This is a genomic window from Mycobacterium sp. SMC-2 (assembly GCF_025263485.1).
GTDB lineage: Bacteria > Actinomycetota > Actinomycetes > Mycobacteriales > Mycobacteriaceae > Mycobacterium.
Window position 1 is genome coordinate 4,409,575 of record NZ_CP079863.1, and the last position, 26,163, is coordinate 4,435,737.

Sequence of the window (26,163 nt, forward strand, 5' to 3'; positions counted from 1 at the left end):
AACCCTCACTGCAACCCGGCGAGCCGCGCGGTGATCCGGTCGGTCTCGTCCTGGGCCACCCGCTGGCGGTCCCGGATCTTGTCGACGACATTCTGCGGGGCCTTGGCCAGAAAGTCGTCGTTGGCCAATTTGGCGGTGGTGGAAGCCAATTCCTTCTGCGCTGCGGCGAGGTCTTTCTCCAGGCGGCGGCGTTCCGCGGCGACGTCGATGGTGCCCGAGGTGTCCAGTTCGACGACGACCGTGCTGTCCATGCCGGGGCCGAGCCGCACCTCCAGCGACACCGACGGCTGAAAATCCTCGCCCGGCTCGGTCAGCCAGGCCAGCGAGGTCACCGCGGCCACCTGGGCGCTCAGGTCCGCGCCCGCCACCCCGGTGAGCCGGGCCGGCACCTTCTGCCGATCGGCCAGGCCTTGATCGCTGCGGAATCGCCGGACCTCGGTGACCAGCCTCTGCATATCGCTGATCCGCTGTGCGGCAACGGGATCCAGTTTCAGACCCGACGATTCGGGCCAGTCGGCGATCACCAGCGACTCCTGGTGGGTCAGCGCCTGCCACAACGCCTCGGTGAGGAACGGGATGACGGGGTGCAGCAGCCGCAGCAACGTGTCCAGCACGGCGGCGAGCACGGCGGTGGTGTATGCGTTCCCCTCGGCCAGCTGTGTCTTGGCCAATTCGACGTACCAGTCGCAGAATTCGTCCCAGGCGAAGTGGTAGAGCGCTTCGCAGGCGCGGCTGAACTCGTAACCGTCGAGTGCCGAATCGACTTCGGCGCGAACCTCTTCCACCCGTCCCAGGATCCAGCGGTCGGCATCGGTCAGCTGGTCAGGAGCCGGCAACGGAACCACTGCCGCGCCATTGAGCAACGCGTAGCGGGTGGCGTTGAACAGCTTGGTACAGAAATTGCGTGACGCCCGGACGGCGTCCTCGCCGACGGCCAGGTCACCGCCGGGGCTGGCGCCGCGAGCGAGCGTGAACCTCAGCGCGTCCGCCCCGAACATGTCCACCCAGTCCAGCGGGTCGATGACGTTGCCCTTGGACTTACTCATCTTCCGGCCGAATTCGTCGCGGATCAGCCCATGCAGGAACACGTTGGTGAACGGCACCTGCGGGCCGCGGCGGCCGTCGAGGGTGATGGCGTCGTCGCCCCCCACGAACGTGCCGAACATCATCATCCGCGCCACCCAGAAGAACAAGATGTCGTATCCGGTGACCAAAACGCTTGTGGGGTAGAACTTTTCCAGCTCCGGAGTCTTCTCCGGCCAGCCCAATGTGGAGAACGGCCACAAGGCCGACGAGAACCAGGTGTCCAGCACGTCGTGGTCCTGCTCCCAGCCCTCCGGCGGTGTCTCGTCGGGGCCGACGCACACCTGCTCGCCGCCCGGCCCGTACCAGATCGGGATCCGATGACCCCACCACAGCTGCCGCGAAATACACCAGTCGTGCATATCGTCGACCCAGGCGAACCAGCGCGGTTCCAGGCTGGCGGGGTGAATCACGGTGTCGCCGTTGCGAACCGCATCACCGGCGGCCTTGGCCAGCGTTTCGACCCGGACCCACCATTGCAGCGACAGCCGCGGCTCGATCGGCTCACCGGTGCGTTCGGAATGCCCGACGCTGTGCAGGTAAGGGCGCTTCTCTTCGACGACACGTCCCTGGGCGGCCAACGCCTCCCGCACCGCGACCCGGGCCTCGAAGCGGTCCATGCCGTCGAATCGCGTTCCGGTGTCGGCGATCCGGCCCTTGGTGTCCATGATCGAGATCATCGGCAGCTGGTGCCGCAGGCCGATTTCGAAGTCGTTCGGGTCGTGGGCGGGAGTGACTTTGACTGCGCCCGTGCCGAATTCCGGGTCGACGTGTTCGTCGGCGACGACGAGGAGCTGCCGGTCCACGAAGGGATGCGGCAGGGTGCTGCCGACCAGGTGACGGTAGCGCTCGTCGTCCGGGTGGACCGCGACGGCGGTGTCGCCGAGCATCGTCTCGACGCGCGTGGTGGCGACCACGATGTGGGGTTGGGAATCGTCGAGCGAGCCGTAGCGGAACGACACCAGTTCGCCTTCGACGTCTTGGTAGTTGACCTCGAGGTCGGAGATCGCCGTCTCGAGCACCGGGGACCAGTTGACCAGCCGCTCGGCCCGATAGATCAGCCCCGCGTCGTAAAGCCGCTTGAAGATCGTGCGCACCGCCCGGGACAGGCCTTCGTCCATGGTGAACCGGTCGCGGCTCCAGGCCACCCCGTCGCCCAGCCGGCGCATCTGACCGCCGATGGCACCACCGGACTCGCGCTTCCAGTCCCACACCTTCTCGACGAACAGCTCCCGGCCGAAGTCCTCTTTGGTCTTGCCGTCGACGGCGAGCTGCTTTTCCACCACGCTCTGGGTCGCGATGCCCGCGTGATCCATGCCCGGCTGCCAGAGCACCTCATATCCCTGCATCCGCTTGCGGCGCGTCAGGGCGTCCATCATGGTGTGCTCCAGCGCATGCCCCATGTGCAGGCTGCCGGTGACGTTCGGCGGTGGCAGCACGATCGAGTACCCGGGTTTGGCGCTCGTCGGGTCAGCCTCGAAGTAGCCCGCGTCGAGCCACTTCTGATAGATCGCGCTTTCGGCCGCAGCCGGATCCCACGACTTCGGCAGGTCGGTGGCGGGGCTGGGGCTGGCGGTCACCCGTCAATTCTAGGGAGCGCCGTTCACCCCGATGTAAGTGCCCAAATCGCAGGTGAGTCGGCTCACTTTGCCAGCCGATCGACCTGCAGCGTCACACCCGCGGCGGGGAACCTGGCCAGCAGTGCGTCACCCATGGCGGCCGCGGGGGTCAGGACGCCGCGCAGGTCCGAGAGCTTGTCGCGGTCGAATGCGAGCGCAAGGCCGCACTCGCCCAACAGCACGGAGGTCGCCTTGTAGCCGGGGTCACCGCGCTGCTCCATGCGGGCAACGTAGCGGGCGCCGGTGGTCGTGGTGGTGTAGGTCTCGATGCGGTAGTAGCCGCGCTCGCGGGCCGCGGCGCTCGGGCCTGTCCCCGGTTTGGGGACGATGCGCTCCAGCAGCCGGCGCGGCAACAGCCGGAAGTAGCGGCTGCCCAAGCCGAAGGTCGCGGTGGTGACCCCGCCGACAGCGGCGGACGCCAGCGGCGCCAGAGGCGACGACCCCAAACTCATGCTTTCGCTGTAGCGGAATCGGCGGCCGTACGCCCAGTCCAGTAATGCGTTGCTGCGCCGCACGATCCGGGTGTTGTAGGGCGCCATCACGAATCCCGACGTCCACAGGCCGGTCAGTTCCGGCGCGATCTGACGACCACGCCGCCACGGCAGGTCGGGCTGCGGGCCGATTTCCGGTTCGGCGCTGCGGTCGGTGCTCAACGTGTAGGGGTCGGCGAGCTGGCGCCGTGCGTCTGCATCCCTGGACGCCGTGTCCAGCACCTCCATCATCGAGGCGATGGTTCCGCCGGAGAACCCGCCGGAGAAGGACCGGATGACCAGGTCAGTGTCGGCGAGGTCGCCGGCGTCGTCGTCGCGCGCCGCCCGGTACAGGGCGTACACGCTGAGATCCGAAGGCACGGAATCGAACCCGCAGGCGTGCACGATGCGGGCGCCGCTGTCGGCGGCCTGCTTGTGGTAGGAGTCGATGCTGTCGCGGACGAACATCGCCTCGCCGGTCAGGTCGGCGTAGTCGGTGCCGGCCGCCGCACACGCGGCCACCAGCGGCAGCCCGTAGCGGGTATAGGGCCCGACGGTGGTGATGACGACCTGGGTGCGGGCCGCCATCTCGTTGAGCGTCGACGGCGACGAGGCGTCGGCGGCCACCAGCGGCCAGGACTGCGCGGGCCCGCCCAGTGTGTCGCGGACGGCCCGCAAGCGTTCGGTCGACCTGCCGGCCAGCGCCACTCGCGTGTCCGGAGCCGACCGCGCCAGGTATTCGGCGGTCAACTTCCCGACGAAGCCGGTCGCCCCGTACAACACGATGTCGAATTCGCGCGGCGTTGCGGTCACAGGCCCGACGCTACCCGACCCGCAAATAAGTAGTGCCGGGCCACAAGCCCGGCACTACTTATCACTGCGTCGGTCAGCCGCGGCGTCCGCAGACCGGCCAGGCACCGATGCCCTGCGAGTGCAGCACGTTCTCGGCAACCCGAATCTGCTCCTCACGGCTCGCATTCTGGGGCGAACCCGCGCCACCGTTGGCGCGCCAGGTGCTCGGTGTGAACTGCAGGCCACCGGAGAAGCCGTTGCCGGTGTTGATCGCCCAGTTACCACCGGACTCACACTGCGCGATGGCGTCCCAGTTCACGCTGTACGCCCGGACCGGCGGAGGCGGCGGCGCTTCCGGGCCGGGAGGCGGCGGAACGTTCGGGTCGAAGCCGGCGGGTGCCGGCGGCGGGGGCGCGTCCGGAGCCGGGGGGGCGTCCGGAGCCGGCGGCGGGGGCGCGTCAGGAGCCGGGGGCGGCGGGGGCGCGTCCGGCGCCCCGGCGGGCGCCAAGTTGGGGTCAAAACCCATCGGCTCCGCATTGGCGGCGGCCGACGGGATGGTCACGAGGGTGCCCGTGATCGCGGCAAGAACGAGCGTCTTACGGACGTTCTTCAATATTTTTTCCTTTCGCGGTGCGCGCGCGCCAAAGCAAGCCCACGGGGGGTGGGCTGAAGGTGTCTGCTTGATGCGGAAAACCTGCTTTGGAACGTGCCGACTTGTTCTGGCACGACAGCGGTGGGCTCGAGTCGCCCGGCGGGCTACCACCCGTCGGCCGCGGACCGGATTTTCGCCGTCCGCAGCCCCGCTCACACGCGGGTCCGTGATTCTGTTTTCAGTTACTCTTTCGTAACCCATTGCGGGCTAACAAGGACCGTACGAGACCCGGCCGCATTCGTCATCTTCGGTAATCGGACATCTCGTTTGGGTAACGGGGTGATCACAGCGCGATCGCATCGCCATTCTTGCAGGTCATCCGCACAATTCCGGCGGGTACCCAAGAAACGCAAATGCTTACAAATCGTGAGCCGAATCACGTCGATTTTGTGAACTGGCCCACGCATTTGCGGTACCAGGTTTAGCCACTGTGGCGCAAATGGACCCAGGTCCGCCGTCGCGAAGTGCTGTAGTTTACAACAAGGTACGTGCGCTCACCACGGGACACCCCAGACAAATGAACGAATTATGTTGAGCTGCCGACTAACTGGCGTTATTCGAATAGCGCACTGGATCCCTGACAGGTCATGTGCGTGCCACAACCCGTGGCTTATCGAAATATTCCCTCGCACAACATATTACGCATTGGTCACCCCGTTGAGATGCGCCATGGCTCTGGAAGAACGACACCCCGGGAGGGCTCCACAGCGCCGTCCGATTCAGGCAATGCCAATTTGCTCACGCCACCCCGCGTTCCGACGGGGCACCAAGCGCGACGGCTCCACCAACTGCCCCAGATCGGTGGCCATTCGATCCGAAACCGCCGGTATACCAACAGATCACGGCCCGCGGCCTATCTTATGGACTCAACCCAAGGCGCAGTCGCCTCGCAATTATTCACGCGGAAAAGGAGGACTCGTCTTATGTCAAATAGAATTGCCGATTTCGCGTCTCGTCGCGGCAGGCCATGATTTTGAACGCGAATATTCGCGACGCTGCATCCGCGACGGGCGCGGATGGCGTCAGCCGCGGGACTGTGCGAGGGCGCGTAGCTCGGCGTCGGTGTTGACGTTGGTCAGCGACCGCGCGTCCGACGTCACGACGCGCTGGGCGTCGGATGCGTCCACCAGGGCGCGCATCTTGCGCTCGCCGGCTGCCACCAACGTGTCGACGCGGTCGGCGAGGTCGGTCCTATACACGGCGGCGAGGTAGTGATCCTGACCATCCCACGGCAACACCACTTCCGCGCCGGTCTCCAGAGCCCGGCGGGCGAGATCGTCGATCAGATCGACCGCGAGGAACGGCATGTCGACGGCGCAAACGAAGGCGAGCCGGGCCCCGGCATCGGCGGCCGCGCGCAACGCCCGTCCCGTCGCCGGCAACGGGCCTAGCCCGCGCAGTTCGTCGCGGATGACCCGAGCCCGCAGTTCGGGCAGCGGCTGGCCCTGGGCGGCCATCACAAGCACTGGGTCACAACGCTGTTGGAGGACGCCGACCACGTGCTCGACCATCGTGCTCGCGGAGCCTGCGGACGCCGGGACTGGGAGGCTGGCCTTGTCACGGCCCATCCGTTGCGATGCGCCGCCGGCGAGCACTACGCCGGCCAGTGAACCTGTTTCACCCACGTCAGTCGACGGTCCAGGTGTCGCGCCCGCGCAGCAGCGATTGCAGGGCGGCGGTGTCGAACGGCTTCGAGGCCCGCGCGGCCTCCACTTGGGAGCGGGCGGCGTCGTCGTACGTGGGCCTGCTGACGTCGCGGAAGATGCCCAGCACCGTGTGCTCGAGGTTCTGATCGGACAGCCGCGACAGCGCGAAGGCGTAGGCGGAGTCGTCGGAATGCGCGTCGTGCACCATGATCTCGTCCACGGACACGTCGGCGGTCTTGGCGAACTCCAGGCCGAAGCCGGATTTCACTACGCAGTACTCGCCGTCGGCGCCGAAGGTGATCGGCTCACCGTGGCGCACGTTGATCACCCGCTCCTCGGCGCCCTCCTTGCGCAGCACGTCGAACGACCCGTCGTTGAAAATCGGGCAGTCCTGCAGGATTTCGACCACCGCTGCACCGCGGTGCTCGGCGGCGGCGCGCAACACCTCGGACAGTCCGTTGCGGTCCGAGTCGAGGGCGCGGCCGACGAACGTCGCCTCGGCGCCCAGCGCCAACGACACCGGGTTAAACGGATGATCGAGCGATCCCATGGGCGTCGACTTGGTGACCTTGCCGACCTCCGACGTCGGCGAGTACTGGCCCTTGGTCAGCCCGTAAATCCGGTTGTTGAACAACAGGATCGTGATGTTGACGTTGCGTCGCAGCGCGTGGATCAGATGGTTACCGCCGATCGACAACGCGTCGCCGTCGCCCGTGACTACCCATACCGACAGGTCCTCGCGGGCCAGCGCGAGGCCGGTCGCGATCGCCGGCGCGCGGCCGTGGATCGAGTGAAACCCGTAGGTCTCCAAGTAATACGGGAATCGGCTCGAGCAACCGATGCCGCTGACGAACACGATGTTCTCGCGACGCAGCCCGAGTTCGGGCAGGAAGTTGCGGATGGTGTTGAGGATGACGTAGTCACCACACCCGGGACACCAACGGACCTCTTGGTCACTCGTGAAGTCCTTAGCCTTCTGCGGCTGATCCGTCGTGGGCACCCCGTCGTTCTTCTTCAACCTCGGGGTCAGCCCGAGGTCTGTGCCCGCCAGATTTCCCATCAGGTCGGTCATTCGCTAGCTCCCGCTCCAACCGTTGCCGCCGCCATTCTGGCGACCATCGCCTTGTCCTGCTCGATCTCGGCCAGCGTGCCGCCCAGCGCGGCGCGGATGACACGCCCGATCTCGTCCGCCAGGAACGCCACACCCTGAACCTTGGTGACCGATTGCACGTCGACCAGGTACTTGCCGCGAAGCACCAACGCCAGCTGGCCGAGATTCATCTCCGGACACACCACCATCGGGTAGCGCCGCAACACGTCGCCCAGGTTCGCCGGGAATGGGTTCAGCGAGCGCAGGTGTGCATGCGCCACCTTCACACCCTTGCGCCGCGCGCGCCGGCAGGCTTCACCGATCGGCCCGTACGAGCTGCCCCAGCCGATCAGCAGTAACTCAGCGTCTCCGGTCGGGTCGTCGACCTCAACATCGGGGACCGAGATGCCGTCAATCTTGGCCTGGCGCAACCGAACCATGAGGTCGTGGTTGACCGGTTCGTAGGAGATGGCACCCGAGCCGTTCGCCGCTTCCAGGCCACCGATGCGGTGCTCAAGGCCGGGGGTGCCGGGAATGGCGAATTGGCGTGCCAGCGTTTCCGGGTCGCGGTTGTAGGGCTGGAACGGCTCGTCCGGCTTGGCGAAGGTGTGCTGGATCGGCTGCAGCGTGCTGACGTCCGGAATCCGCCACGGCTCCGAACCGTTGGCGATCGCGCCGTCGGACAACACGATCACCGGCGTGTGATACGAGACCGCGATGCGCACCGCCTCGATCGCGGTTTCGAAACAGTCGGACGGCGAGCGCGGCGCCAGCACGGCTACCGGCGACTCCCCATTGCGGCCGTACAGCGCCTGCAGCAGGTCGGCTTGTTCGGTCTTGGTCGGCAGGCCGGTCGAGGGCCCACCGCGCTGAACGTCGATGACGAGCAACGGCAATTCGGTCATCACCGCAAGACCCAGCGCTTCGGACTTCAACGAAATCCCCGGACCCGAGGTGCTCGTGACGCCGAGGGCACCGCCGTACGAGGCGCCGATCGCGGCGCAGATGCCGCCGATCTCGTCCTCGGCCTGGAAGGTGATCACGTTGAAGTTCTTGTGCTTGGACAGCTCGTGCAGGATGTCCGACGCCGGCGTGATCGGGTAGCTGCCGAGCACCACCGGAATGCCGGCCAGCTGACCCGCCGCGACGATGCCGTAGGCCATCGCCGTATTGCCGGAGATCTGGCGGTATTCGCCGGCGGGCAACGTCGCGCGCGAAACCTCGTAGGTGGTGCCGAACGCCTCGGTCGTCTCGCCGTAGTTCCAGCCCGCCTTCAGCGCCAAGACGTTGGCCTCCGCGATATCGGGCTTGCGGGCGAACTTCTCCCGGATGAACTTCTCGCTCGTCTCGATCGGGCGGCCGTACATCCATGACAGCAGGCCGAGCGCGAACATGTTCTTGGCGCGCTGGCCGTCTTTCTTCGACGCGCCGATCGCCTCGACGGCGCCCAGCGTCAGGGTGGTCATCGCGACGGAATGCACGACATAGTCGGACAACTCGTCGGACTCGAGCGGGTTGGTTACGTAACCCACCTTGGTCAGGTTGCGCTTGGTGAACTCGTCGGAGTTCGCGATCACCATGCCGCCGCGTGGCAGGTCGCCGAGGTTGGCCTTGAGCGCCGCCGGGTTCATCGCGACGAGAACGTCCGGGCGGTCACCGGCTGTCAGGATGTCGTAGTCGGCGATCTGGATCTGGAAAGACGAGACCCCGGGCAGGGTGCCTGCGGGGGCCCGGATCTCGGCGGGATAGTTCGGCTGGGTCGCCAGGTCGTTACCGAAAAGCGCTGCCTCCGACGTGAACCGGTCGCCGGTCAGCTGCATTCCGTCGCCGGAGTCCCCGGCGAAGCGAATGACGACTTGTTCCAGGCGCTGGCGGCCGGATCCGTTTCGGGTAGTTGCCCCCTGCCGGGGCGACCCGTTATGAGAATCAGACCCGGCTCCGCTGCCGTTCGGATCCACGTATCCGCCTTCCATTCGTCATCCGGAATAGGCACTTCGCTGGAGCTTTAGGGTACGCGCCAAAGAAGCGGCTCCCGCGCCCTCGAGCTGTGTGTCACTGGTAGTACCAATTATGGCACTCTTTCCAGGCGAGAATGGGCGTCTCTAAACCATTGCATCCAGCGGTTTTACACCTAAAGCCGATGTCAGCGCGGGCACGGTGGTGCGGATCACACCAAACTGTGGCATTGATCACGTCCGCGCGGCGGTGATCAAAACTCTCGGCGCCGTTGCCGGCCTCGGGTTCAGGCAGCGGAAAAGCCCACGCCGCGGCGCGTCTGGTGGGGACGGGGTATCAGGCGCTCTTGTCGCGGCGTTCTGTGCGCGACGGCTTGCGCGGCACGATCGTCGGCAGCACGTTGTCCTGCACGGTCTCCTTGGTCACCACGACCTTGGCGACGTCGTCGCGGCTCGGGATGTCATACATCACCGGCAGCAGGACCTCTTCCATGATCGCCCGCAGACCACGGGCTCCCGTGCCGCGGTGGATGGCCTGATCGGCGATCGCCTCCAGCGCGTCGTCGGTGAACTCGAGCTCGACGCCATCCATCTCGAACAGCCGGGTGTACTGCTTGACCAGAGCATTCTTCGGCTCGGACAGGATCTTGACCAGAGACTCCCGGTCCAGGTTGGTCACCGAGGCGACCACCGGCAACCGCCCGATGAACTCGGGGATCAGGCCGAACTTGATCAGGTCCTCGGGCATGACCTCGGCGAAGTGGTCGGTGGTGTCGATCTCGGCCTTGGAGCGCACCTCCGCACCGAAGCCCAGACCCCGCTTGCCGACTCGTTCGTAGATGATCTTCTCCAGACCGGCGAACGCGCCCGCCACGATGAACAGCACGTTGGTCGTGTCGATCTGGATGAACTCCTGGTGCGGGTGCTTGCGGCCGCCCTGCGGGGGAACCGAGGCCTGGGTGCCCTCCAGGATCTTCAGCAGGGCCTGCTGTACGCCCTCACCGGAGACGTCGCGGGTGATCGAAGGGTTCTCGCTCTTGCGGGCGATCTTGTCGACCTCGTCGATGTAGATGATGCCGGTCTCTGCGCGCTTGACGTCGTAGTCGGCGGCCTGAATGAGTTTGAGCAGAATGTTTTCGACGTCCTCGCCGACGTATCCGGCCTCGGTCAGCGCGGTGGCGTCGGCGATGGCGAACGGCACGTTGAGCATCTTGGCGAGCGTCTGGGCCAGGTAGGTCTTGCCGCAGCCGGTGGGCCCGAGCATCAAGATGTTGGACTTGGTCAGCTCAACCGGCTCGTGCCGGGAGTCACGGCCCTTCTCGCCGGCCTGAATCCGCTTGTAGTGGTTGTAAACCGCGACGGCCAGCGTCCGCTTGGCAGTGTCCTGCCCAATGACGTAGCCCTCCAAGAACTCTCGGATTTCAGCGGGCTTGGGCAGTTCGTCAAGTTTGACGTCGTCGGCGTCGGCGAGTTCCTCTTCGATGATCTCGTTGCAGAGGTCGATGCATTCATCGCAGATGTACACACCGGGGCCAGCAATGAGCTTCTTCACCTGCTTTTGGCTCTTCCCGCAGAACGAGCACTTCAGCAGGTCACCCCCGTCTCCGATGCGCGCCATTGTGCTTCAGGGCCTACTTCCTGTTCGCCGTCGTCGTCCTGTGCCGCATGTATCCCCCGACGCTACCCGTTAGATCGGGCCCGACGCGACCATTAAGGCCGAATCGCGTCGGTGGTATTCATGCCGTCCGTCTCGATGAAACATATAGCCAGACGACGCCCATAACTCGCGAAAGACGCGCTTTGTGTGTCTTTGGCGTGTCGCGGTCGTTACCCGACCGAGGCTGGTGCGTCGACCGACCCCCACTTCCGCTGGAGATGCCGACCCGGGCTGGTTCCTGGACAGATCCCCAAGAAATCACCCTACAGTGGCTGGGGGGAATTGGCTCTGATCCGCGGGTCGGTACCGATCAGCGACGGCGGTTTGGGCACCGAGCTCGAAGTACGCGGTCATGACCTTTCCGACCGGCTGTGGTCGGCGAGGCTCCTGGCTCAGCTACACCGTCTCAGGCACCAGGACGCGGGCCGGGCAACCTCTGGCCGACGCGTGCGCCGTCGCGGCCGGCGTCAGCATCGTGGGTGGCTGCTGCCGCGTGAGCCGGCTGCCGTCGCCGACGTGCGCCGAGCGTGCACTGAGCGCGAAAGACTAGCCGAAAAGTCGCAGTGACTACACGTTCGGCGAACCGTCAAGCGGTCTGCGCGGAGAGCTTGCGGTACTCCAGGACGGTGTCGATGATCCCGTAGTCCTTGGCCTCTTCGGCGGTCAGGATTTTGTCCCGGTCGGTGTCCTTGCGGATCGTCGCGGCGTCCTTGCCGGTGTGGCGGGCCAGCGTGGTCTCCATCAGCGTGCGCATCCGCTCGATCTCGGCCGCCTGGATCTCCAGATCGGAGAACTGGCCCTGGATGACACCCTGAAGCGACGGCTGGTGGATCAGCACCCGGGCGTTGGGCAGCGCCATCCGCTTGCCCGGGGTTCCCGCGGCCAGCAGCACGGCCGCGGCAGAGGCCGCCTGGCCCAGGCACACCGTCTGGATGTCGGCGCGCACGTACTGCATGGTGTCGTAAATCGCCATCAGCGAGGTGAATCCACCGCCGGGCGAGTTGATGTACATAGTGATGTCGCGGTCGGGGTCCAGCGACTCGAGCACCAGCAGCTGGGCCATGATGTCGTTCGCCGAAGCGTCGTCGACCTGGACGCCGAGGAAGATGATGCGCTCCTCGAACAGCTTGTTGTACGGGTTCGACTCCTTGATGCCGAAGCTGGAGTGCTCGATGAACGACGGCAGGATGTAGCGCGCCTGCGGCTGGATGTTCGGGTGCTGGGTGCTCACTGGGCTTCTCCGTTGGTGATGTGGGCGGCGCGGGTGATGATGTGGTCGACGAACCCGTATTCCAGGGCCTCCTGTGCGGTGAACCAGCGATCGCGGTCGGAATCGGCCTCGATGCGTTCGATCGACTGCCCGGTGAATTCGGCGTTGAGCCGGAACATCTCCTTCTTGATGACGTGGAACTGCTCGGCCTGGATGGCGATGTCGGCGGCGCTGCCCGTCACCCCGCCCAGCGGCTGGTGCATCAGGATGCGTGCGTGCGGCAGCGCGTAGCGCTTGCCCTTGGTGCCGGCCGCGAGCAGAAACTCTCCCATCGAGGCCGCCATGCCCATCGCGTAGGTGGCGATGTCGCAGGGCGCCAGCACCATCGTGTCGTAGATGGCCATGCCGGCGCTGATCGATCCGCCCGGGGAGTTGATGTAGAGCGAGATGTCCTTGTCGGCGTCCTCGGCGGCGAGCAACAGGATCTGCGCGCACAGCCGGTTGGCGACCTCGTCGTTCACCTCCGAACCCAGGAAGATGATGCGCTCGGAGAGCAAGCGCTCATAGACCGAGTCCGTGAGGTTGAGCCCCTGCGAGGGCGAACGCATGTCAGACACGACTGGGTTACCTGCTTTCTCGAGTTCTTCTATGCACCGACACTAACCAACCGAGCCGACTGTTTGGCGGCCACGCTCCCCCTCAATTGGGCGCTTTCGCTCACAGCGTCAAGCCCGGTCACTCCGCTTCGTCGTCGGAGGCTTCGGTTTCGTGGACCTCGTCGGCGGCCTCCGAACGCTTGCCGAAGAACTCACTGGTGTCGATGGTGTTCCCGGCGGTGTCGGTGACCGTCGCCGCCCGCACCACTTCGGCGATGGCCAGCCCGCGCCGGACATCGGCGAACATGGCCGGCAGCTGGTTGTTCTCCTGCAGATAGCCCAACAGCTGCTGCGGCTCGATGCCGTACTGGCGCGAGGTCGCCACCAGTCGCTCGGTCAGGTCGTCCTGGCCCACCTGGACCTGCAGCTCGTCGGCCAGCGCATCCAGCAGGAGCTGCCTCTTGACGTCCGTCTCGGCGGCGGTGCGCGTCTCGGTCTCGAACTCTTCACGCGTCTTACCCTGCCCGGCGAGCGCCTCTTCGAGCTTGGTGTCGTCGTGGTCGAGGCCGTGCAGCGCGCCGTGAATGGTGCTGTCGTACTGCGCCTGGACGATGGCTTCGGGCAGCGGCACGTCTACCTGCTCGAGCAGCGCGTCCAGGGCAGCGTTGCGGATCTGATCGGCCTGCTGGGCGCGCTTGATCCTCCCCACCTGGTCGCGCAAGTTGGACCGCAGCTCCTCGATGGTGTCGAACTCGCTGGCCAATTGGGCGAACTCGTCGTCGGGCTCGGGGAGCTCGCGTTGCTTGATCGACTTGACCGTGACGGTCACCTGCGCGTCCTGCCCGGCGTGTTCACCGGCCGCCAGCTTCGCGGTGAACTCCCGCGACTCATCGACGGACAAACCGACCAGGGCATCGTCGAGACCCGCGATGAGCCGGCCCGACCCCACCTCGTGGGACAGCCCCTCGGCGGCGGCCCCCGGCACCTCTTCGCCGTTGATGGCGGCCGACAAGTCGATCGAGACGAAGTCGCCGGTGGCCACGGGCCGGTCGACGCCGGTCAGCGTGCCGAACCGGGCGCGCAGCGATTCCAGCTCGGTGTCGACGTCTTCGTCGCTGACCTCGATGGGGTCCACCGAGATCTTCAGCGCACCCAGGTCCGGCAGCTCGATCTTGGGGCGGACGTCGACCTCCGCGGTGAACGCGAGCTCCTCGCCGTACTCCTTCTTGGTCACCTCGATTTCGGGCTGACCGAGCGGCTGCACTTCCGACTCCACGACCGCCTGCCCGTACCGCGCGGGCAGCGCCTCGTTGACGACCTGGTCCAGTAGCGCCTCCCGGCCGAACCGGGCCTCCAGCAACTTCGCCGGCGCCTTGCCGGGCCGGAAGCCGGGCAGCCGCACCTGCTTGGCCAGCTCCCGGTAGGCCCGCTGGAAGTCGGGCTCGAGTTCGGCGAACGGCACCTCCACGTTGATGCGGACCCGGGTGGGGCTCAACTGCTCGACAGTGCTCTTCACGGGGGTGCTCCTCGGTGGTCGTTCCTGGCGTTCGGTGGGCCGTATGCATGCGGCACGGGGTCGTGCTGGTCGGGGTGACAGGATTTGAACCTGCGGCCTTCCGCTCCCAAAGCGGATGCGCTACCAAGCTGCGCTACACCCCGCGCTGACCTCGATGATCCTAAGGCTCCTCGGTGCCGGGGTTGGCGACAGGCTTCGCGGCGACTTGCAGACCCTCACGGAGCGATCACAAGATCGCGTCGATTAGATTTGATCTTCGTCGGCAGTTACAGTCACGCTCGACTAACACATGCGGGCGTAGCTCAATGGTAGAGCCCTAGTCTTCCAAACTAGCTACGCGGGTTCGATTCCCGTCGCCCGCTCGGCGTAAGGATCTGCTCCATAGAGAGGGCGCCATGAGCGACCTAAAACCGGACGCGGCGATCCATGGTTCATGCGCGTCGGGCTTCGTCGGAGTGCGCGACGCTTTCGAGCGCAACTTCACGCTGGGCAAGGAAGTCGGCGCGGCCGTCGCGGTCTGGGTGGACGGCTCCCTCGTCGTCAATCTCTGGGGTGGCTGGGCTGATGCCGCCCGCACCCGGCCCTGGCAGCAGAACACGCTGACCACGGTGTTGTCCGGCACCAAGGGCCTGTCCGCCACCTGTGTCCACCAGCTGGCCGACCGGGGGGAGCTGGACCTGCAGGCCCCGGTGGCCCACTACTGGCCCGAGTTCGGGCAGGCGGGCAAACAAGACATCACGCTGGCGATGGTGATGAGCCACCGGTCCGGCGTGATCGGCCCGCGCACCCGGTTGCGCTGGGAAGACGTCGCCGATTGGGACTTCGTCTGCGCCCGGCTGGCCGCCGCCGAACCCTATTGGGAGCCGGGCACCGCCCAGGGCTACCACATGACCACCTTCGGATTCATCCTCGGCGAGGTGTTCCGCCGCGTCACCGGCCGCACCATCGGCCAGTACCTGCGCACCGAGATCGCCGAACCGTTGGGCGCCGACGTCCACATCGGGTTGCCGCTGGCCGAACAACGCCGCTGCGCCGAGCGGGTCAACAAGCCGCACGCCCGCGACCTGCTGGCCGACGCGCAAGCCCCCGGCTACCCGACCAGCCTGGCCGAGCACCCCAAGGCGGGGCTGTCGATCTCGATGGGTTTCGCCCCTGACGACGAGCTCGGCTCGCACGACCTACAGCTGTGGCGCGAACTCGAGTTCCCCGGCACGAACGGGCAGGTGTCGGCGCTGGGATTGGCGACCTTCTACAACGCGCTAGCCCAGGAGAAGGTGCTCAGCCGCGAGCACATGGACCTGGTGCGGGAGTGTCAGGGCGGGCTGGAGACCGACTTGGTGCTCGGCCCACGGGTCGCCGACCATGGATGGGGCCTGGGCTACATGCTCAACCAACGGTGCGTCAACGGGCCCAACCCTCGCATCTTCGGCCACGGCGGCCTGGGCGGCTCGTTCGGGTTCGTCGATCTGGAACACCGGATCGGCTACGCGTACGTGGCGAACCGCTTCGACGCCACCAAGGCCAACGCCGACCCGCGCAGCCTCGCCCTCAGCAACGAGGTCTATGCCGCGCTGGGCGTCATCTAGTTGTGATGTCCAGGGACGTTGTCCTGTTTGGTATCGGTGAGCCTGTGTGACAGGTGAAGGCCTCCCGTTGTGAAGTGGAGCTGTCTAGGAACCGCTTCACAAACCAGGAGGCCTTCGTGTCCCACGCTAATGCTGCTTTGACCCCGCGTGCTCGGTTGAGGCTCGCTGAGCTGATCGTCGAGGGTGGCTGGACCTACGCCGAGGCCGCCAAGATGTTCATGGTCGCACCGCGAACTGCCAAGAAGTGGGCCGACCGCTTCCGCGCCGAAGGTGCGCTCGGGATGATTGACCGCAGCTCCCGGCCGCGGATCAGCCCCACCCGCACTGCGCCTGAGCTCGTGCGACAGATAGTCGGCGTGCGGTGGCGTCACCGGCTCGGGCCCGTGCAGATCGCCGGACGCTTGGGCATGCCGGCATCGACTGTGCACGCAGTGCTGACCCGTTGTCGGATCAACCGCCTGTCGGCCATCGATCGCGCTACCGGTGAGCCACTGCGCCGCTACGAGCACGCTCATCCCGGCGCGCTGATTCACGTCGATGTCACCAAGTTCGGCAACATTCCCGACGGCGGCGGCCACAAGTTCGTGAGCCGACAACAAAGTAAGCACAACGCGATACAGACGGCCCACCGCACCGGTAATCGCGGCGACTCCGCCAAGAATTGGCGTCCCAGGATCGGAACGGCATTCGTACACACCGTCATTGACGACCACTCCCGCATGGCCTACGCCGAGATTTGCACCAATGAGAAAGCTGCCACCGCGATCGGCGTGCTGCAGCGCGCGGTGGCCTGGTTCGCCGAGCGCGGCGTGACCGTTGAACGAGTGCTGTCCGACAACGGGTCTGCCTACAGGTCCAGCGCATGGCGCGACGCTTGCGCCGAACTGCGCATCACCCCTAAGCGGACCCGTCCCTACCGACCTCAGACCAACGGCAAGATTGAGCGATTCCACCGCACCCTCGCCGACGGCTGGGCCTACGCCCAGCTCTACGAGTCAACCGAACAGCGCGACACCGCACTGCCCGGCTGGCTGCATTTCTACAATCATCACCGAGCCCACTCCGCCATCGGAGGCCAGCCACCCGTGACACGACTGACCAACCTCCCTGGACATCACATCTAGTCCTCGCTCACGCGTCGCGTCATTTCTGGCACGTCGGACACCAGAACACGTTTCGCCCCTCCAGCACGGCCGTGCGGATCGAATCTCCGCACACGCGGCAGGCGTCACCGGCGCGCCGGTACACATAGGTCCGGGGCCGGTCGGGGCGATACGGCGGCGCGCCGTGATCGTGCTCGGGCCGCACCACGACGATCTGCCCGCGGCGGAAGCCGACCTTCATCAGCGCCACCAGATCGGTCCACGCCGCGTCGAACTCCGCCTCCCCAATGTCCCGGCCCGGCCGGAACGGGTCGATGTTGTGGCGGTACAGCAGCTCGCTGCGGTAGACGTTGCCCACGCCCGCGACGACGCTCTGGTCCATCAGCAATGCACCGATCGGCCTGCGGGACTTGGCGATTCGGTTCCACGCCCATGATGGGTCGGCGTCGTTGCGCAACGGGTCGGGGCCGAGCTTGGCCAGCACGTCGGAGACCCGGCCCTCGTCGATCACCTCGCAAACGGTCGGTCCGCGCAAGTCCGTGCCGTAGTCGGCGCCGACCATCCGCATCCGCACCTGCCCGACCGGTTCGGGCAGGATCGCGTCCGCGCGTGGCCATTCGGTGAAGGCGCCGTACAGACCCAGGTGCACGTGCACGATCGGGCCGCCGTCGTAGTGGTGGAACAGGTGTTTGCCCCACACGCTGGTGCGGCGCAGCACGCGGCCGTCCACCACGGCCGAATCGACGAAGCGCCCCTGCGGGCTCGACACCGCGACGGGCGCCCCACCGAATCGTCGCTGGTGCAGCCGGGCCAGCCGATGCAGAGTATGGCCCTCGGGCACGGTGCCTCTTAGCCCTGCGCGCCGGGAACCGGCGGCGCCTGGTGGGTGCGTTCGTATTCGGCGAGAATGTCGATACGCCTTTGGTGGCGTTCGGCTTTCGACCATTGCGCACCCAGGAAGGCGTCGACGATGGCCAGCGCCTCGGCGACGGTGTGCATGCGGCCGCCGATCCCGATCAACTGGGCGTTGTTGTGTTCGCGGGCCAGCGTCGCCGTCTCCACGCTCCAGGCCAGCGCGCAGCGGGCCCCGGGCACCTTGTTGGCCGCGATCTGCTCGCCGTTGCCCGACCCCCCCAGCACGATGCCCAGGCTGTCCGGGTCGGCCACCGTGCGCGTCGCGGCGGCGATGCAGAACGCCGGGTAGTCGTCCTCGGCGTCATAGGTGAAGGCGCCGCAATCGATCGGCTCGTGCCCGGACGCCTTGAGGTGGGAGATGATGTGCTGCTTGAGCTCGAATCCGGCGTGGTCAGAGCCGAGGTAGACACGCATGCCCGCCATCCTTACACAGCTGCGTGCCGCGGCGGTCGCAAGCGCGGCGAAGCCGAGCGCTGGGGGTACCTCCCGCTTGCGGGGGACGGATGGCCGCCCGATGACCTAGTCGAATTCGGGCTTCTCGGTGCGAGTCCGCTTGAGTTCGAAGAAGTGCGGGTAGGACGCGAAGGTCACCGACGCGTCCCACAGCTTGCCCGCCTCCTCGCCGCGCGGGATCTTCGAGAGCACCGGCCCGAAGAACGCCACACCGTTGACGTGGATGGTCGGCGTGCCGACGTCGTCGCCGACCGCGTCCATGCCGGCGTGGTGGCTCTTGCGCAGGGCGTCGTCGTAGGCCTCGCTGTGCGCGGCCTCGGCAAGCTCCGCGGGCAGGCCGGCGTCGGCCAGGGACAACTTGATGACCTCGTCGAGGTTCTTGTTGTCCTCGTTGTGAATCCGGGTCCCCATCGCGGTGTACAGCGGGCCCAGCACGTCGGCGCCGTGAGCCTGTTCGGCGGCGATCGCCACCCGCACCGGCCCCCAGGCGTGCTTCATCATTTCGCGATACTTGTCGGACAGCCCTTCGCGGTTCTCGTTGAGGATCGCCAGGCTCATGACGCGAAAGTGGACCTCGATGTCGCGGACCTTCTCCACCTCGAGGATCCAGCGCGACGTGATCCAGCACCACGGGCACAGCGGATCGAACCAGAAATCGGCTTGGTCTTTCCCGGCAGCCTTGTCAGGCATAGCGCAGTCCTCTCGTCGGTCAACACACCGTTCAGCACAACCGTAGGCGCGTCGCCTCTGTTCCCGCAGCGCCCGGATGCAAGGCGGGCACGTAAGTTGGAGGCGTGGCCCTTCCTAACCTCACCCGGGACCAGGCCGTCGAACGCGCCGCCCTGATCACCGTCGACAACTACCGGATCGAACTCGATGTCACCGATGGCCACGGCGCTGCAGGCGAACAGACCTTCCGGTCCACGACCACGGTGGTGTTCGACGCGCTTCCCGGCGCCGATACCTACGTCGACATCGCCGCCGAGACGGTGCGCGCCGCCACCCTCAACGGCCGCGAGCTGGATGTGTCCGGATACGACGAATCGACGGGCATCCCGTTGCGGGGCCTCGAGAAACACAACGTGCTCGTCGTCGACGCGGACTGCCGCTACTCCAACACCGGGGAGGGCTTGCATCGCTTCGTCGACCCGGTCGACAACGAGACGTACCTGTACTCGCAATTCGAAACCGCCGACGCCAAGCGCATGTTCACCTGCTTCGACCAACCCGACCTCAAGGCGACGTTCGACCTGCGGGTGACCGCCCCCAGGCACTGGAAGGTGGTCTCCAACGGCGCGACGGTGTCCATCGAGGACGGCGTGCACACCTTCTCCACCACCCCGCGGATGAGCACCTATCTGGTGGCGCTGATCGCCGGGCCGTACGCCGAGTGGAATGACAGCTACACCGACGAACACGGCGAGATCCCGCTGGGCATCTTCTGCCGGGAGTCGCTGGCCGAGTACATGGACGCCGAGCGGTTGTTCACCCAGACCAAACAGGGATTCGGCTTCTACCACAAGAACTTTGGGCTGCCGTATGCGTTCGGCAAATACGATCAGCTGTTCGTCCCCGAATTCAACGCGGGCGCAATGGAAAACGCCGGGGCGGTGACCTTCTTGGAGGACTACGTCTTCCGCAGCAAGGTCACCCGGGCCTCCTACGAGCGGCGCGCCGAGACGGTGCTGCACGAGATGGCGCACATGTGGTTCGGGGACCTGGTCACCATGACGTGGTGGGACGACCTCTGGCTCAACGAGTCGTTCGCGACGTTTGCGTCGGTGCTGTGTCAGGCGGAGGCCACCGAATTCACCGAGGCCTGGACGACTTTCGCCACCGTCGAAAAGTCGTGGGCGTACCGCCAGGACCAACTGCCGTCGACGCATCCGATCGCCGCGGACATCCCCGACCTGGCCGCGGTCGAGGTGAACTTCGACGGCATCACCTACGCCAAGGGCGCCTCCGTCCTCAAACAACTTGTCGCCTACGTGGGGTTGGAGCATTTCCTGGCCGGGCTGCGCGACTATTTCCGCAGCCACGCCTTCGGCAACGCCACCTTCGACGACCTGGTCGCCGCGCTGGAGAAGGCGTCGGGCCGGGATCTGTCCGACTGGGGTCAACAGTGGCTGAAGACGACCGGCCTGAACACGCTGCGGCCGGATTTCGACGTCGACGCCGACGGCCGGTTCACCCGGTTCGCGGTGACACAGAGCGGCGCCGCCCCGGGGGCCGGCGAAACCCGCAAGCACCGGTTGGCGATCGGCATCTATGACGATGACGGCGCCGGCAAGCTGGTGCGGGTGCGCCGGGAAGAACTCGACGTCGAAAGTGCCGTCACGGAAGTGCCTGCGCTGGTTGGGGTTTCGCGCGGTCAGCTGGTTCTGGTCAACGATGACGACCTGACGTACTGCTCATTGCGGCTCGACGGTGAGTCGCTGCAGACCGCGCTGCGGCGCATCGCCGACATCGCCGAGCCGCTGCCCCGCTCGCTGGTGTGGTCGGCGGCGTGGGAGATGACACGCGAGGCCGAACTGCGCGCCCGCGACTTCGTGGCCCTGGTCTCGGACGGGGTGCGGGCCGAAACCGAGGTCGGGGTGGCGCAGCGGCTGCTGCTGCAGGCGCAAACGGCGCTGGGCTCCTATGCCGAACCGTGCTGGGCGCACGAGCATGGGTGGCCGCAGTTCGCCGACCGGCTGCTGGAGCTGGCGCGCGCCGCGCAGCCCGGCTCGGATCATCAGCTCGCCTTCGTCAACACCCTGTGCTCGTCGGTGCTGTCGACCCGGCACGTCGTGACGCTTGCGGACCTGCTCGACCACGACCCGGCTGACCTGGGACTGGCCGGCCTCGAGGTCGACACGGACCTGCGGTGGCGCATTGTGACGGTGCTCGCCGCCGCCGGCGAGATCGACGCCGACGGGTCCGCGACACCGTTCATCGACGCGGAGGTGCAGCGCGACCCCACCGCCGCCGGCAAGCGCAACGCCGCCCAAGCGGCGACGGCGCGGCCGCAACTGCGGGTCAAGGAGGAAGCCTGGACCACGGTGATCGAGGACGACACCCTGGCCAACATCACGGCCCGCGCCATCATCGCGGGCTTCGCCCCGCCCGGGCAGCACGAGTTGCTCACACCGTTCACCGATCGCTATTTCGAGGCGATACCGGGGGTGTGGGCGCGGCGGTCCAGCGAAGTCGCGCAAACGGTGGTGATCGGGCTGTACCCGCACTGGAACATCAGCGAGGCCGGCATCGCGGCCGCCGACAAGTTCCTGTCCGATCCGGAGGTACCGCCGGCGTTGCGGCGACTTGTGCTCGAGGGCCAGGCCGGTGTGAAGCGGGCCTTGCGGGCCCGCACGTTCGACGCGGCTGGCTAGGCCGATCGTGGCGACCCGTCCCCCGCAAGCGGGAGGTACCCCCAGCGCCCGGCTACGCCGCGCTTGCGATCACCACTAGGCCGGGGAGATACCCGCGCTGAGGACCCGGATCGCGCTGACCAGCCCGTCCACCAGGTCGCCCCGCTGAAACACCGAAGACGCGGCGGCGACCCCCAGCGGCGCCGACGACTCGGCGCCGCGGCCGCGGACCTGCGAGCCGTAGACGACCTCGATGACCTTCTGGTCGGGCGAGACGGCCAGCAGCACCGCGTTGTCCGGCGTCGGCACCTTGGCCAGGATCTCGCGGGCCCGTGCCGCGGTGTCGTTGCCCAGGTCGCCGAGGTAGATGGCGAACCGCGCCTTCGACGCCCGCGAGCCGAACTTCAGCGCGTCGTCGATGGCGACGAGGTCCTTGATCGGAAACGGGAAATGAACACTCAGCTCGCCGGGCTCGGTGACCCCGGAGATCCTGCCGCTGGTGGTGATCACCCACCCGTTGGGGAGCTCGCCGGGCTCGATCGTCGCTACATCACCACGTGCCACTGGCGCCACCTCCGACTGAGAATTCCTGTTCGCCGTGCCCGCCGTGCGCATGGCCGACGTCTTCGTCCGTGGCCGCCCACAGGATCGGCGGGTGCGTCCACTTCTCGCCCAACTTGTAGGTCGCCGGATGCGGTCCCTTGTGGGACCAGATCAGCAGCGCCAGCACGGCCACCAGCAGCAACGGTATTCCGATGAAGTACAGGTGAATCTGCAAAGGGCTCACGACGAAAACCGTAACCCACCGGGTGATCTCGCGGCACACCCGGACACGAGATTGGTCAGGCCGCACCTTCGCCGAGGTAGCGCGCCCAGGCCGGATCGAGCTCCTTGACCGTGGACAGCAGTCGCCAGTGCTGGCCCGTCGGCGGCAGCGGCGCCCGGCGCAGCACCCAGCCCAGTTCGGTGAGCAGCTTGTCGCCCTTGCGGTGATTGCACGTCGAACAGCATGCGACGCAGTTCTCCCAGGAGTGGTCGCCGCCGCGACTGCGGGGCACCACGTGGTCGACGGTGTCGGCCTTCGCGCCGCAATAGACGCAGCTGAACCGGTCTCGATGCATGAGCGCGGCCCGGGTCATCGGGACCCGGGCCCGGTAGGGAACTCGCACGTAGGTCCGCAGCTGAATCACCGAGGGCACCACGATCGAGCTGGTGGCGGAGTGGATCACCGGTCCGGCAGGGTCGTGGTGGACCACGTCGGCCTTCCCGCAGATCACCATCACGATGGCCCGCCGCATCGGCAGGGCGGTCAACGGTTCGTAGGTCGAATTCAGCAGCAGCACCCGCCGGCGGCTCCACACGGATGCGGTTTCTTGGCGGGTGGGGGGATGGGTTTCGACGCTATGCAGGCATGACGCGGTTGGGGGCCCGGTTAACCCTGCCGCGACACCAGAACTGCGGTGGCTGCGGCGTCTCTTGCCCTGCGCCATAGATCCTCCGCGGATAGTCCACCATGATTCGCCGCCAATCGCACCCCTATTGCAGGTGAACGGCATGTCGCCGGGGTGAACTCCGGAAGCGCGGCCGGCCCGCCTCGGGCCGGCGCCGCCAGGATGGACCACAATGGAGGCGATGGATTCCGAGCCACAGTCGTTCTATGACGCCGTCGGCGGCGCCGAAACCTTTCACGCGATCGTGTCCCGCTTTTATGCCCAGGTCGCCGAGGACGAGATCCTGCGCCGGCTCTATCCCGAAGACGATCTGGCGGGCGCCGAGGAACGGTTGCGCATGTTCCTCGAGCAGTACTGGGGCGGCCCGCGCACCTACTCCGACCGGCGGGGCCATCCCAGGTTGCGGATGCGTCACGTCCCATTCCGGATCACCCCGATCGAGCGGGACGCCTGGCTGCGCTGCATGCACACCGCCGTCGCGTCGATCGACTCGGCGACCCTGGACGACGAGCACCGACGTCAGTTGCTCGATTACCTTGAGATGGCCGCCCACTCGCTGGTCAACGCGGCCTTGTGATGTCGGCCCACGAAACCGAGCGGGGTCCAATGAACTCCTCCAAGCCGTGGTGGTCAAACGCGGTCTTTTACCAGGTGTATCCGCGGTCGTTCGCCGACAGCAACGGCGACGGGGTCGGTGATCTGGACGGTCTCACGGCCCGGCTGGAACACCTCGAACGGCTGGGTGTCGACGCGATCTGGCTCAACCCGGTCACCGTCTCGCCGATGGCCGACCACGGCTACGACGTCGCGGATCCGCGCGACATCGACCCGCTGTTCGGCGGGATGGCGGCGTTCGAGCGGCTGGTGGCGGCGGCCCACGAACGAGGCATCAAGATCACCATGGACGTGGTGCCCAACCACAGCAGTTCGGCGCATCCCTGGTTTCAGGCCGCGCTGGAGGCCGGTCCGGGCACCGACGCGCGCGAGCGCTACTTCTTTCGCGACGGGCGCGGCTCCCGCGGCGAGCTGCCGCCGAACAACTGGAAGTCGGTGTTCGGCGGGCCGGCGTGGACGCGGGTGACTGAACCGGACGGCAATCCCGGTCAGTGGTACCTGCACCTCTTCGACGCCGAGCAGCCCGACTTGAACTGGGAACACCCGGAGGTCTTCGACGACTTCGAGAAGACGCTGCGGTTCTGGCTGGAACGCGGCGTCGACGGCTTCCGCATCGACGTGGCGCACGGCATGGCGAAACCGCCCGGCCTGCCGGACGCCAAGGGCGACAGCAGGGTGTTGCACCACAACGATGACGACCCGCGCTTCAATCACCCCAGCGTGCACGACATCCACCGCGGCATTCGGTCGGTCGTCGACGACTATCCCGGGGCAATGACCGTCGGCGAGGTCTGGGTCACCGACAACATCCGCTGGGCGGAGTACCTGCGGCCCGACGAACTCCATCTCGGCTTCAACTTCCGGTTGGCGCGGATCGACTTCGACGCGGTCGCGATTCACGACGCGATCGAGAATTCACTGGCGGCCACCGCCATCGAGAACGCCACACCGACGTGGACGCTGTCCAATCACGACGTCGGACGCGAGGTCACCCGTTACGGCGACGGCGAGACCGGGCTGCGCCGGGCGCGCGCGATGGCGATGGTGATGCTGGCGTTGCCGGGCGCGGTGTTCGTCTACAACGGCGAAGAGCTGGGGCTGCCGGACGTGCAGCTGCCCGACGAGGTGCTGCAGGACCCGACGTGGGAACGCTCCGGGCATACCGAGCGCGGCCGCGACCGGTGCAGAGTCCCGATTCCGTGGTCGGGCGACGCTCCCCCATTCGGGTTCTCCTCGTCGCCGGACACGTGGTTACCGATGCCGCGGGAATGGGCGACGCTTACCGTCGAGCGGCAGATGTCGGACCCCGACTCCACCTTTTCGTTCTTCCGGCACGTCATCAAATTGCGCAAGGAGCACACCGAATTCGATGGCGAAGAGATCGATTGGTTGGACGCACCACGGGATGCGCTGATCTTTCGGCGCCGCGGCGGCGGGGCGGTGTGCGCAGTGAACGCGGGCCGCCGACCAATACCACTGCCGCCGGGCGAGCTCATCGTGGCCAGTGCGCCGCTGATCGGCGGCAAACTCGCGCCGGATGCCGCGGCCTGGCTGGCCTGAGCGCCCAAAGGCACGGCGGAGTAGTCGCTTTCGCATGACTACCTGGGGGTGTCGATTCGGGAGTAGATACCCTGTGGGGGTACTGTCGTGTCGTGGCCGAGATGTGGTCGGGAGCGAAAGGCGGGTAGGTGGATAACGCGTTGCGATGGGTGGTGACGGCGCTGTTCGCCGTCAGCTTCGCAGCCTATGCGTATTTCCTTGTCGCCCAGCGCCGCTGCTGGACAAGCGTTGTGAGCCAGCTGATACATCTGGCGATGTCGGCCGTGATGATCTTGATGGCTTGGGGTGTGGGAATGACCCTTCCGACGGTAGCGGCGACGATGTGCTTTTCACTCGGCGGCGCCTGGTTTGTCAGCATCGCCGGCCACGCGCCCTGGGCCGTCGAGGGCCGGCTGACGAACTACTACTACGCCGTGATGATGGTGGCGATGGCGTGGATGTACGGGGTGATGAATGGCGGCCTGCCGGGCCGGTCGGGTCACTCGGGCGGCGAGGCGATGGACATGGCCTCACCCGGGGCAGCATCCGAAATGCAGCATGCGGCACACCACATGCCCCAGACCGCGGACTGGGTGGACAGGGTGAACTGGATCGCGGCCCTGGGCTTCGCCGCGGTGGCGATCTACTGGGCGTACCGCTGGATCACCGGGCGCTGGACGAAGCCGATGCCGCGCACCGTTCGACCGACGTACGCGCAAATCATGACTCAAACGGTGACCGCCGCCGGCGCCGCGCTGATGTTCGCCGACATCATCTGAGCGGATCGGCCCGAGCGGTTCGGCCAACCGTCCTATTCTGCGCTTGGCTCGTCGCTGCTCTATACCTAGTACATGGCGACCTACGC

22 protein-coding genes, 2 tRNA genes and 3 pseudogenes are annotated in these 26,163 nt (G+C 66.6%); 10 read left to right on the top strand and 17 right to left on the bottom strand.

Annotation, left to right across the window (positions count from 1 at the left end; all coding sequences use genetic code 11):
- Nucleotides 1-5 precede the first annotated feature (5 nt).
- From KXD96_RS20645 to clpX, 7 genes are all read right to left on the bottom strand, one after another.
- Nucleotides 6-2,663, bottom strand: a complete 2,658-nt coding sequence (locus KXD96_RS20645) for a valine--tRNA ligase (protein ID WP_260739347.1) — start codon at nucleotides 2,661-2,663, stop codon at nucleotides 6-8.
- A gap of 62 nt (nucleotides 2,664-2,725) precedes the next feature.
- Nucleotides 2,726-3,985, bottom strand: a complete 1,260-nt coding sequence (locus tag KXD96_RS20650; RefSeq protein ID WP_260739349.1) for a trans-acting enoyl reductase family protein — start codon at nucleotides 3,983-3,985, stop codon at nucleotides 2,726-2,728.
- 73 nt (nucleotides 3,986-4,058) lie between these two features.
- On the bottom strand, nucleotides 4,059-4,577 hold the full coding sequence (locus KXD96_RS20655; RefSeq protein WP_260739351.1) for a transglycosylase family protein: 519 nt from the start codon (nucleotides 4,575-4,577) through the stop codon (nucleotides 4,059-4,061).
- A gap of 1,061 nt (nucleotides 4,578-5,638) precedes the next feature.
- Nucleotides 5,639-6,184: a molybdenum cofactor guanylyltransferase gene (gene mobA, locus KXD96_RS20660; RefSeq protein ID WP_260745476.1), complete on the bottom strand. Its 546-nt coding sequence runs from the start codon at nucleotides 6,182-6,184 to the stop codon at nucleotides 5,639-5,641.
- Between the two features lie 58 nt (nucleotides 6,185-6,242).
- Nucleotides 6,243-7,334 carry a 2-oxoacid:ferredoxin oxidoreductase subunit beta gene (locus KXD96_RS20665; RefSeq protein WP_260739353.1) on the bottom strand — a complete coding sequence of 364 codons (1,092 nt, stop codon included), beginning with the start codon at nucleotides 7,332-7,334 and terminating at the stop codon, nucleotides 6,243-6,245.
- Nucleotides 7,331-9,310, bottom strand: coding sequence for a 2-oxoacid:acceptor oxidoreductase subunit alpha (locus KXD96_RS20670; RefSeq protein ID WP_260739355.1), 1,980 nt, complete (start codon nucleotides 9,308-9,310; stop codon nucleotides 7,331-7,333). Before KXD96_RS20670 ends, KXD96_RS20665 begins: the two co-directional genes overlap by 4 nt.
- A gap of 334 nt (nucleotides 9,311-9,644) precedes the next feature.
- Nucleotides 9,645-10,925 carry an ATP-dependent Clp protease ATP-binding subunit ClpX gene (clpX, locus tag KXD96_RS20675; RefSeq protein ID WP_260739358.1) on the bottom strand — a complete coding sequence of 427 codons (1,281 nt, stop codon included), beginning with the start codon at nucleotides 10,923-10,925 and terminating at the stop codon, nucleotides 9,645-9,647.
- A 321-nt stretch (nucleotides 10,926-11,246) separates the two neighbouring features.
- Here clpX and KXD96_RS20680 point away from each other — a divergent pair.
- Together KXD96_RS20680 and KXD96_RS28810 are read left to right on the top strand one after the other, a co-directional pair.
- A pseudogene (locus tag KXD96_RS20680) lies at nucleotides 11,247-11,354 on the top strand (homocysteine S-methyltransferase); the annotation flags it as partial.
- Nucleotides 11,350-11,454, top strand: a pseudogene (locus KXD96_RS28810) (homocysteine S-methyltransferase); the annotation flags it as partial. The pseudogenes KXD96_RS20680 and KXD96_RS28810, both read left to right, overlap by 5 nt.
- Nucleotides 11,455-11,550: 96 nt before the next feature.
- On the opposite strand, the gene clpP2 reads toward KXD96_RS28810, so the two are convergent.
- The 4 genes from clpP2 to KXD96_RS20700 all read right to left on the bottom strand — a co-directional run bounded on the left by clpP2 (nucleotide 11,551) and on the right by KXD96_RS20700 (nucleotide 14,429).
- A complete protein-coding gene (gene clpP2, locus KXD96_RS20685; RefSeq protein ID WP_260739360.1) occupies nucleotides 11,551-12,195 on the bottom strand; it encodes an ATP-dependent CLP protease proteolytic subunit ClpP2 in 645 nt (214 codons plus the stop codon).
- Nucleotides 12,192-12,782 carry an ATP-dependent CLP protease proteolytic subunit ClpP1 gene (clpP1, locus tag KXD96_RS20690; protein WP_040622585.1) on the bottom strand — a complete coding sequence of 197 codons (591 nt, stop codon included), beginning with the start codon at nucleotides 12,780-12,782 and terminating at the stop codon, nucleotides 12,192-12,194. The genes clpP2 and clpP1 overlap by 4 nt, the downstream gene beginning before the upstream one ends.
- Nucleotides 12,783-12,909: 127 nt before the next feature.
- Complete coding sequence (gene tig, locus KXD96_RS20695) at nucleotides 12,910-14,286, bottom strand: trigger factor (RefSeq protein ID WP_260739362.1); 1,377 nt, start codon at nucleotides 14,284-14,286, stop codon at nucleotides 12,910-12,912.
- Between the two features lie 66 nt (nucleotides 14,287-14,352).
- Nucleotides 14,353-14,429 (bottom strand) — tRNA-Pro (locus KXD96_RS20700).
- Between the two features lie 148 nt (nucleotides 14,430-14,577).
- On the opposite strand from KXD96_RS20700, the gene KXD96_RS20705 reads away from it, so the two are divergent.
- The 3 genes from KXD96_RS20705 to KXD96_RS20715 all read left to right on the top strand — a co-directional run bounded on the left by KXD96_RS20705 (nucleotide 14,578) and on the right by KXD96_RS20715 (nucleotide 16,996).
- Nucleotides 14,578-14,648: transfer RNA gene (locus KXD96_RS20705), tRNA-Gly, on the top strand.
- Between the two features lie 33 nt (nucleotides 14,649-14,681).
- Nucleotides 14,682-15,872, top strand: a complete 1,191-nt coding sequence (locus KXD96_RS20710) for a serine hydrolase domain-containing protein (RefSeq protein ID WP_260739365.1) — start codon at nucleotides 14,682-14,684, stop codon at nucleotides 15,870-15,872.
- 116 nt (nucleotides 15,873-15,988) lie between these two features.
- The gene (locus tag KXD96_RS20715) at nucleotides 15,989-16,996 is read left to right on the top strand and encodes an IS481 family transposase (protein WP_260739367.1); all 1,008 of its coding nucleotides are present in this window, start codon (nucleotides 15,989-15,991) and stop codon (nucleotides 16,994-16,996) included.
- A gap of 19 nt (nucleotides 16,997-17,015) precedes the next feature.
- On the opposite strand, the gene KXD96_RS20720 is transcribed toward KXD96_RS20715, so the two are convergent.
- The 3 genes from KXD96_RS20720 to KXD96_RS20730 form a co-directional block, all read right to left on the bottom strand.
- Nucleotides 17,016-17,816, bottom strand: coding sequence for an Fpg/Nei family DNA glycosylase (locus tag KXD96_RS20720; protein WP_260739368.1), 801 nt, complete (start codon nucleotides 17,814-17,816; stop codon nucleotides 17,016-17,018).
- 8 nt (nucleotides 17,817-17,824) lie between these two features.
- Entirely contained in the window at nucleotides 17,825-18,304 is a 480-nt protein-coding gene (locus KXD96_RS20725) for a ribose-5-phosphate isomerase (RefSeq protein ID WP_260739371.1), read from the bottom strand.
- Between the two features lie 105 nt (nucleotides 18,305-18,409).
- Entirely contained in the window at nucleotides 18,410-19,033 is a 624-nt protein-coding gene (locus KXD96_RS20730; protein WP_260739374.1) for a DsbA family protein, read from the bottom strand.
- Between the two features lie 104 nt (nucleotides 19,034-19,137).
- Between KXD96_RS20730 and pepN the strand changes: the two genes are divergently transcribed.
- Both pepN and KXD96_RS28815 read left to right on the top strand, forming a co-directional pair.
- Nucleotides 19,138-21,714 (top strand): aminopeptidase N, encoded by a 2,577-nt coding sequence (gene pepN, locus KXD96_RS20735; protein ID WP_260739376.1) that lies wholly within the window; start codon nucleotides 19,138-19,140, stop codon nucleotides 21,712-21,714.
- Between the two features lie 3 nt (nucleotides 21,715-21,717).
- Nucleotides 21,718-21,795, top strand: a pseudogene (locus KXD96_RS28815) (hypothetical protein); the annotation flags it as partial.
- On the opposite strand, the gene KXD96_RS20740 reads toward KXD96_RS28815, so the two are convergent.
- From KXD96_RS20740 to KXD96_RS20750, 3 genes are all read right to left on the bottom strand, one after another.
- On the bottom strand, nucleotides 21,790-22,257 hold the full coding sequence (locus KXD96_RS20740) for a DUF5130 domain-containing protein (RefSeq protein ID WP_260739379.1): 468 nt from the start codon (nucleotides 22,255-22,257) through the stop codon (nucleotides 21,790-21,792). The pseudogene KXD96_RS28815 and the gene KXD96_RS20740 sit on opposite strands and share 6 nt — an antisense overlap.
- Nucleotides 22,244-22,471 carry a hypothetical protein gene (locus tag KXD96_RS20745; RefSeq protein WP_260745477.1) on the bottom strand — a complete coding sequence of 76 codons (228 nt, stop codon included), beginning with the start codon at nucleotides 22,469-22,471 and terminating at the stop codon, nucleotides 22,244-22,246. The genes KXD96_RS20740 and KXD96_RS20745 overlap by 14 nt, the downstream gene beginning before the upstream one ends.
- Before the next feature lie 64 nt (nucleotides 22,472-22,535).
- Nucleotides 22,536-23,183, bottom strand: coding sequence for an HNH endonuclease (locus KXD96_RS20750; protein WP_260739381.1), 648 nt, complete (start codon nucleotides 23,181-23,183; stop codon nucleotides 22,536-22,538).
- A 142-nt stretch (nucleotides 23,184-23,325) separates the two neighbouring features.
- Here KXD96_RS20750 and KXD96_RS20755 point away from each other — a divergent pair, with 142 nt between their 5' ends.
- The 3 genes from KXD96_RS20755 to KXD96_RS20765 all read left to right on the top strand — a co-directional run bounded on the left by KXD96_RS20755 (nucleotide 23,326) and on the right by KXD96_RS20765 (nucleotide 26,077).
- Nucleotides 23,326-23,721 (top strand): globin, encoded by a 396-nt coding sequence (locus tag KXD96_RS20755; protein ID WP_260739383.1) that lies wholly within the window; start codon nucleotides 23,326-23,328, stop codon nucleotides 23,719-23,721.
- 29 nt (nucleotides 23,722-23,750) lie between these two features.
- A complete protein-coding gene (locus KXD96_RS20760) occupies nucleotides 23,751-25,319 on the top strand; it encodes a glycoside hydrolase family 13 protein (RefSeq protein ID WP_260739386.1) in 1,569 nt (522 codons plus the stop codon).
- A 128-nt stretch (nucleotides 25,320-25,447) separates the two neighbouring features.
- Nucleotides 25,448-26,077 carry a DUF5134 domain-containing protein gene (locus tag KXD96_RS20765; protein ID WP_260739387.1) on the top strand — a complete coding sequence of 210 codons (630 nt, stop codon included), beginning with the start codon at nucleotides 25,448-25,450 and terminating at the stop codon, nucleotides 26,075-26,077.
- The last annotated feature ends 86 nt before the right edge of the window (nucleotides 26,078-26,163 follow it).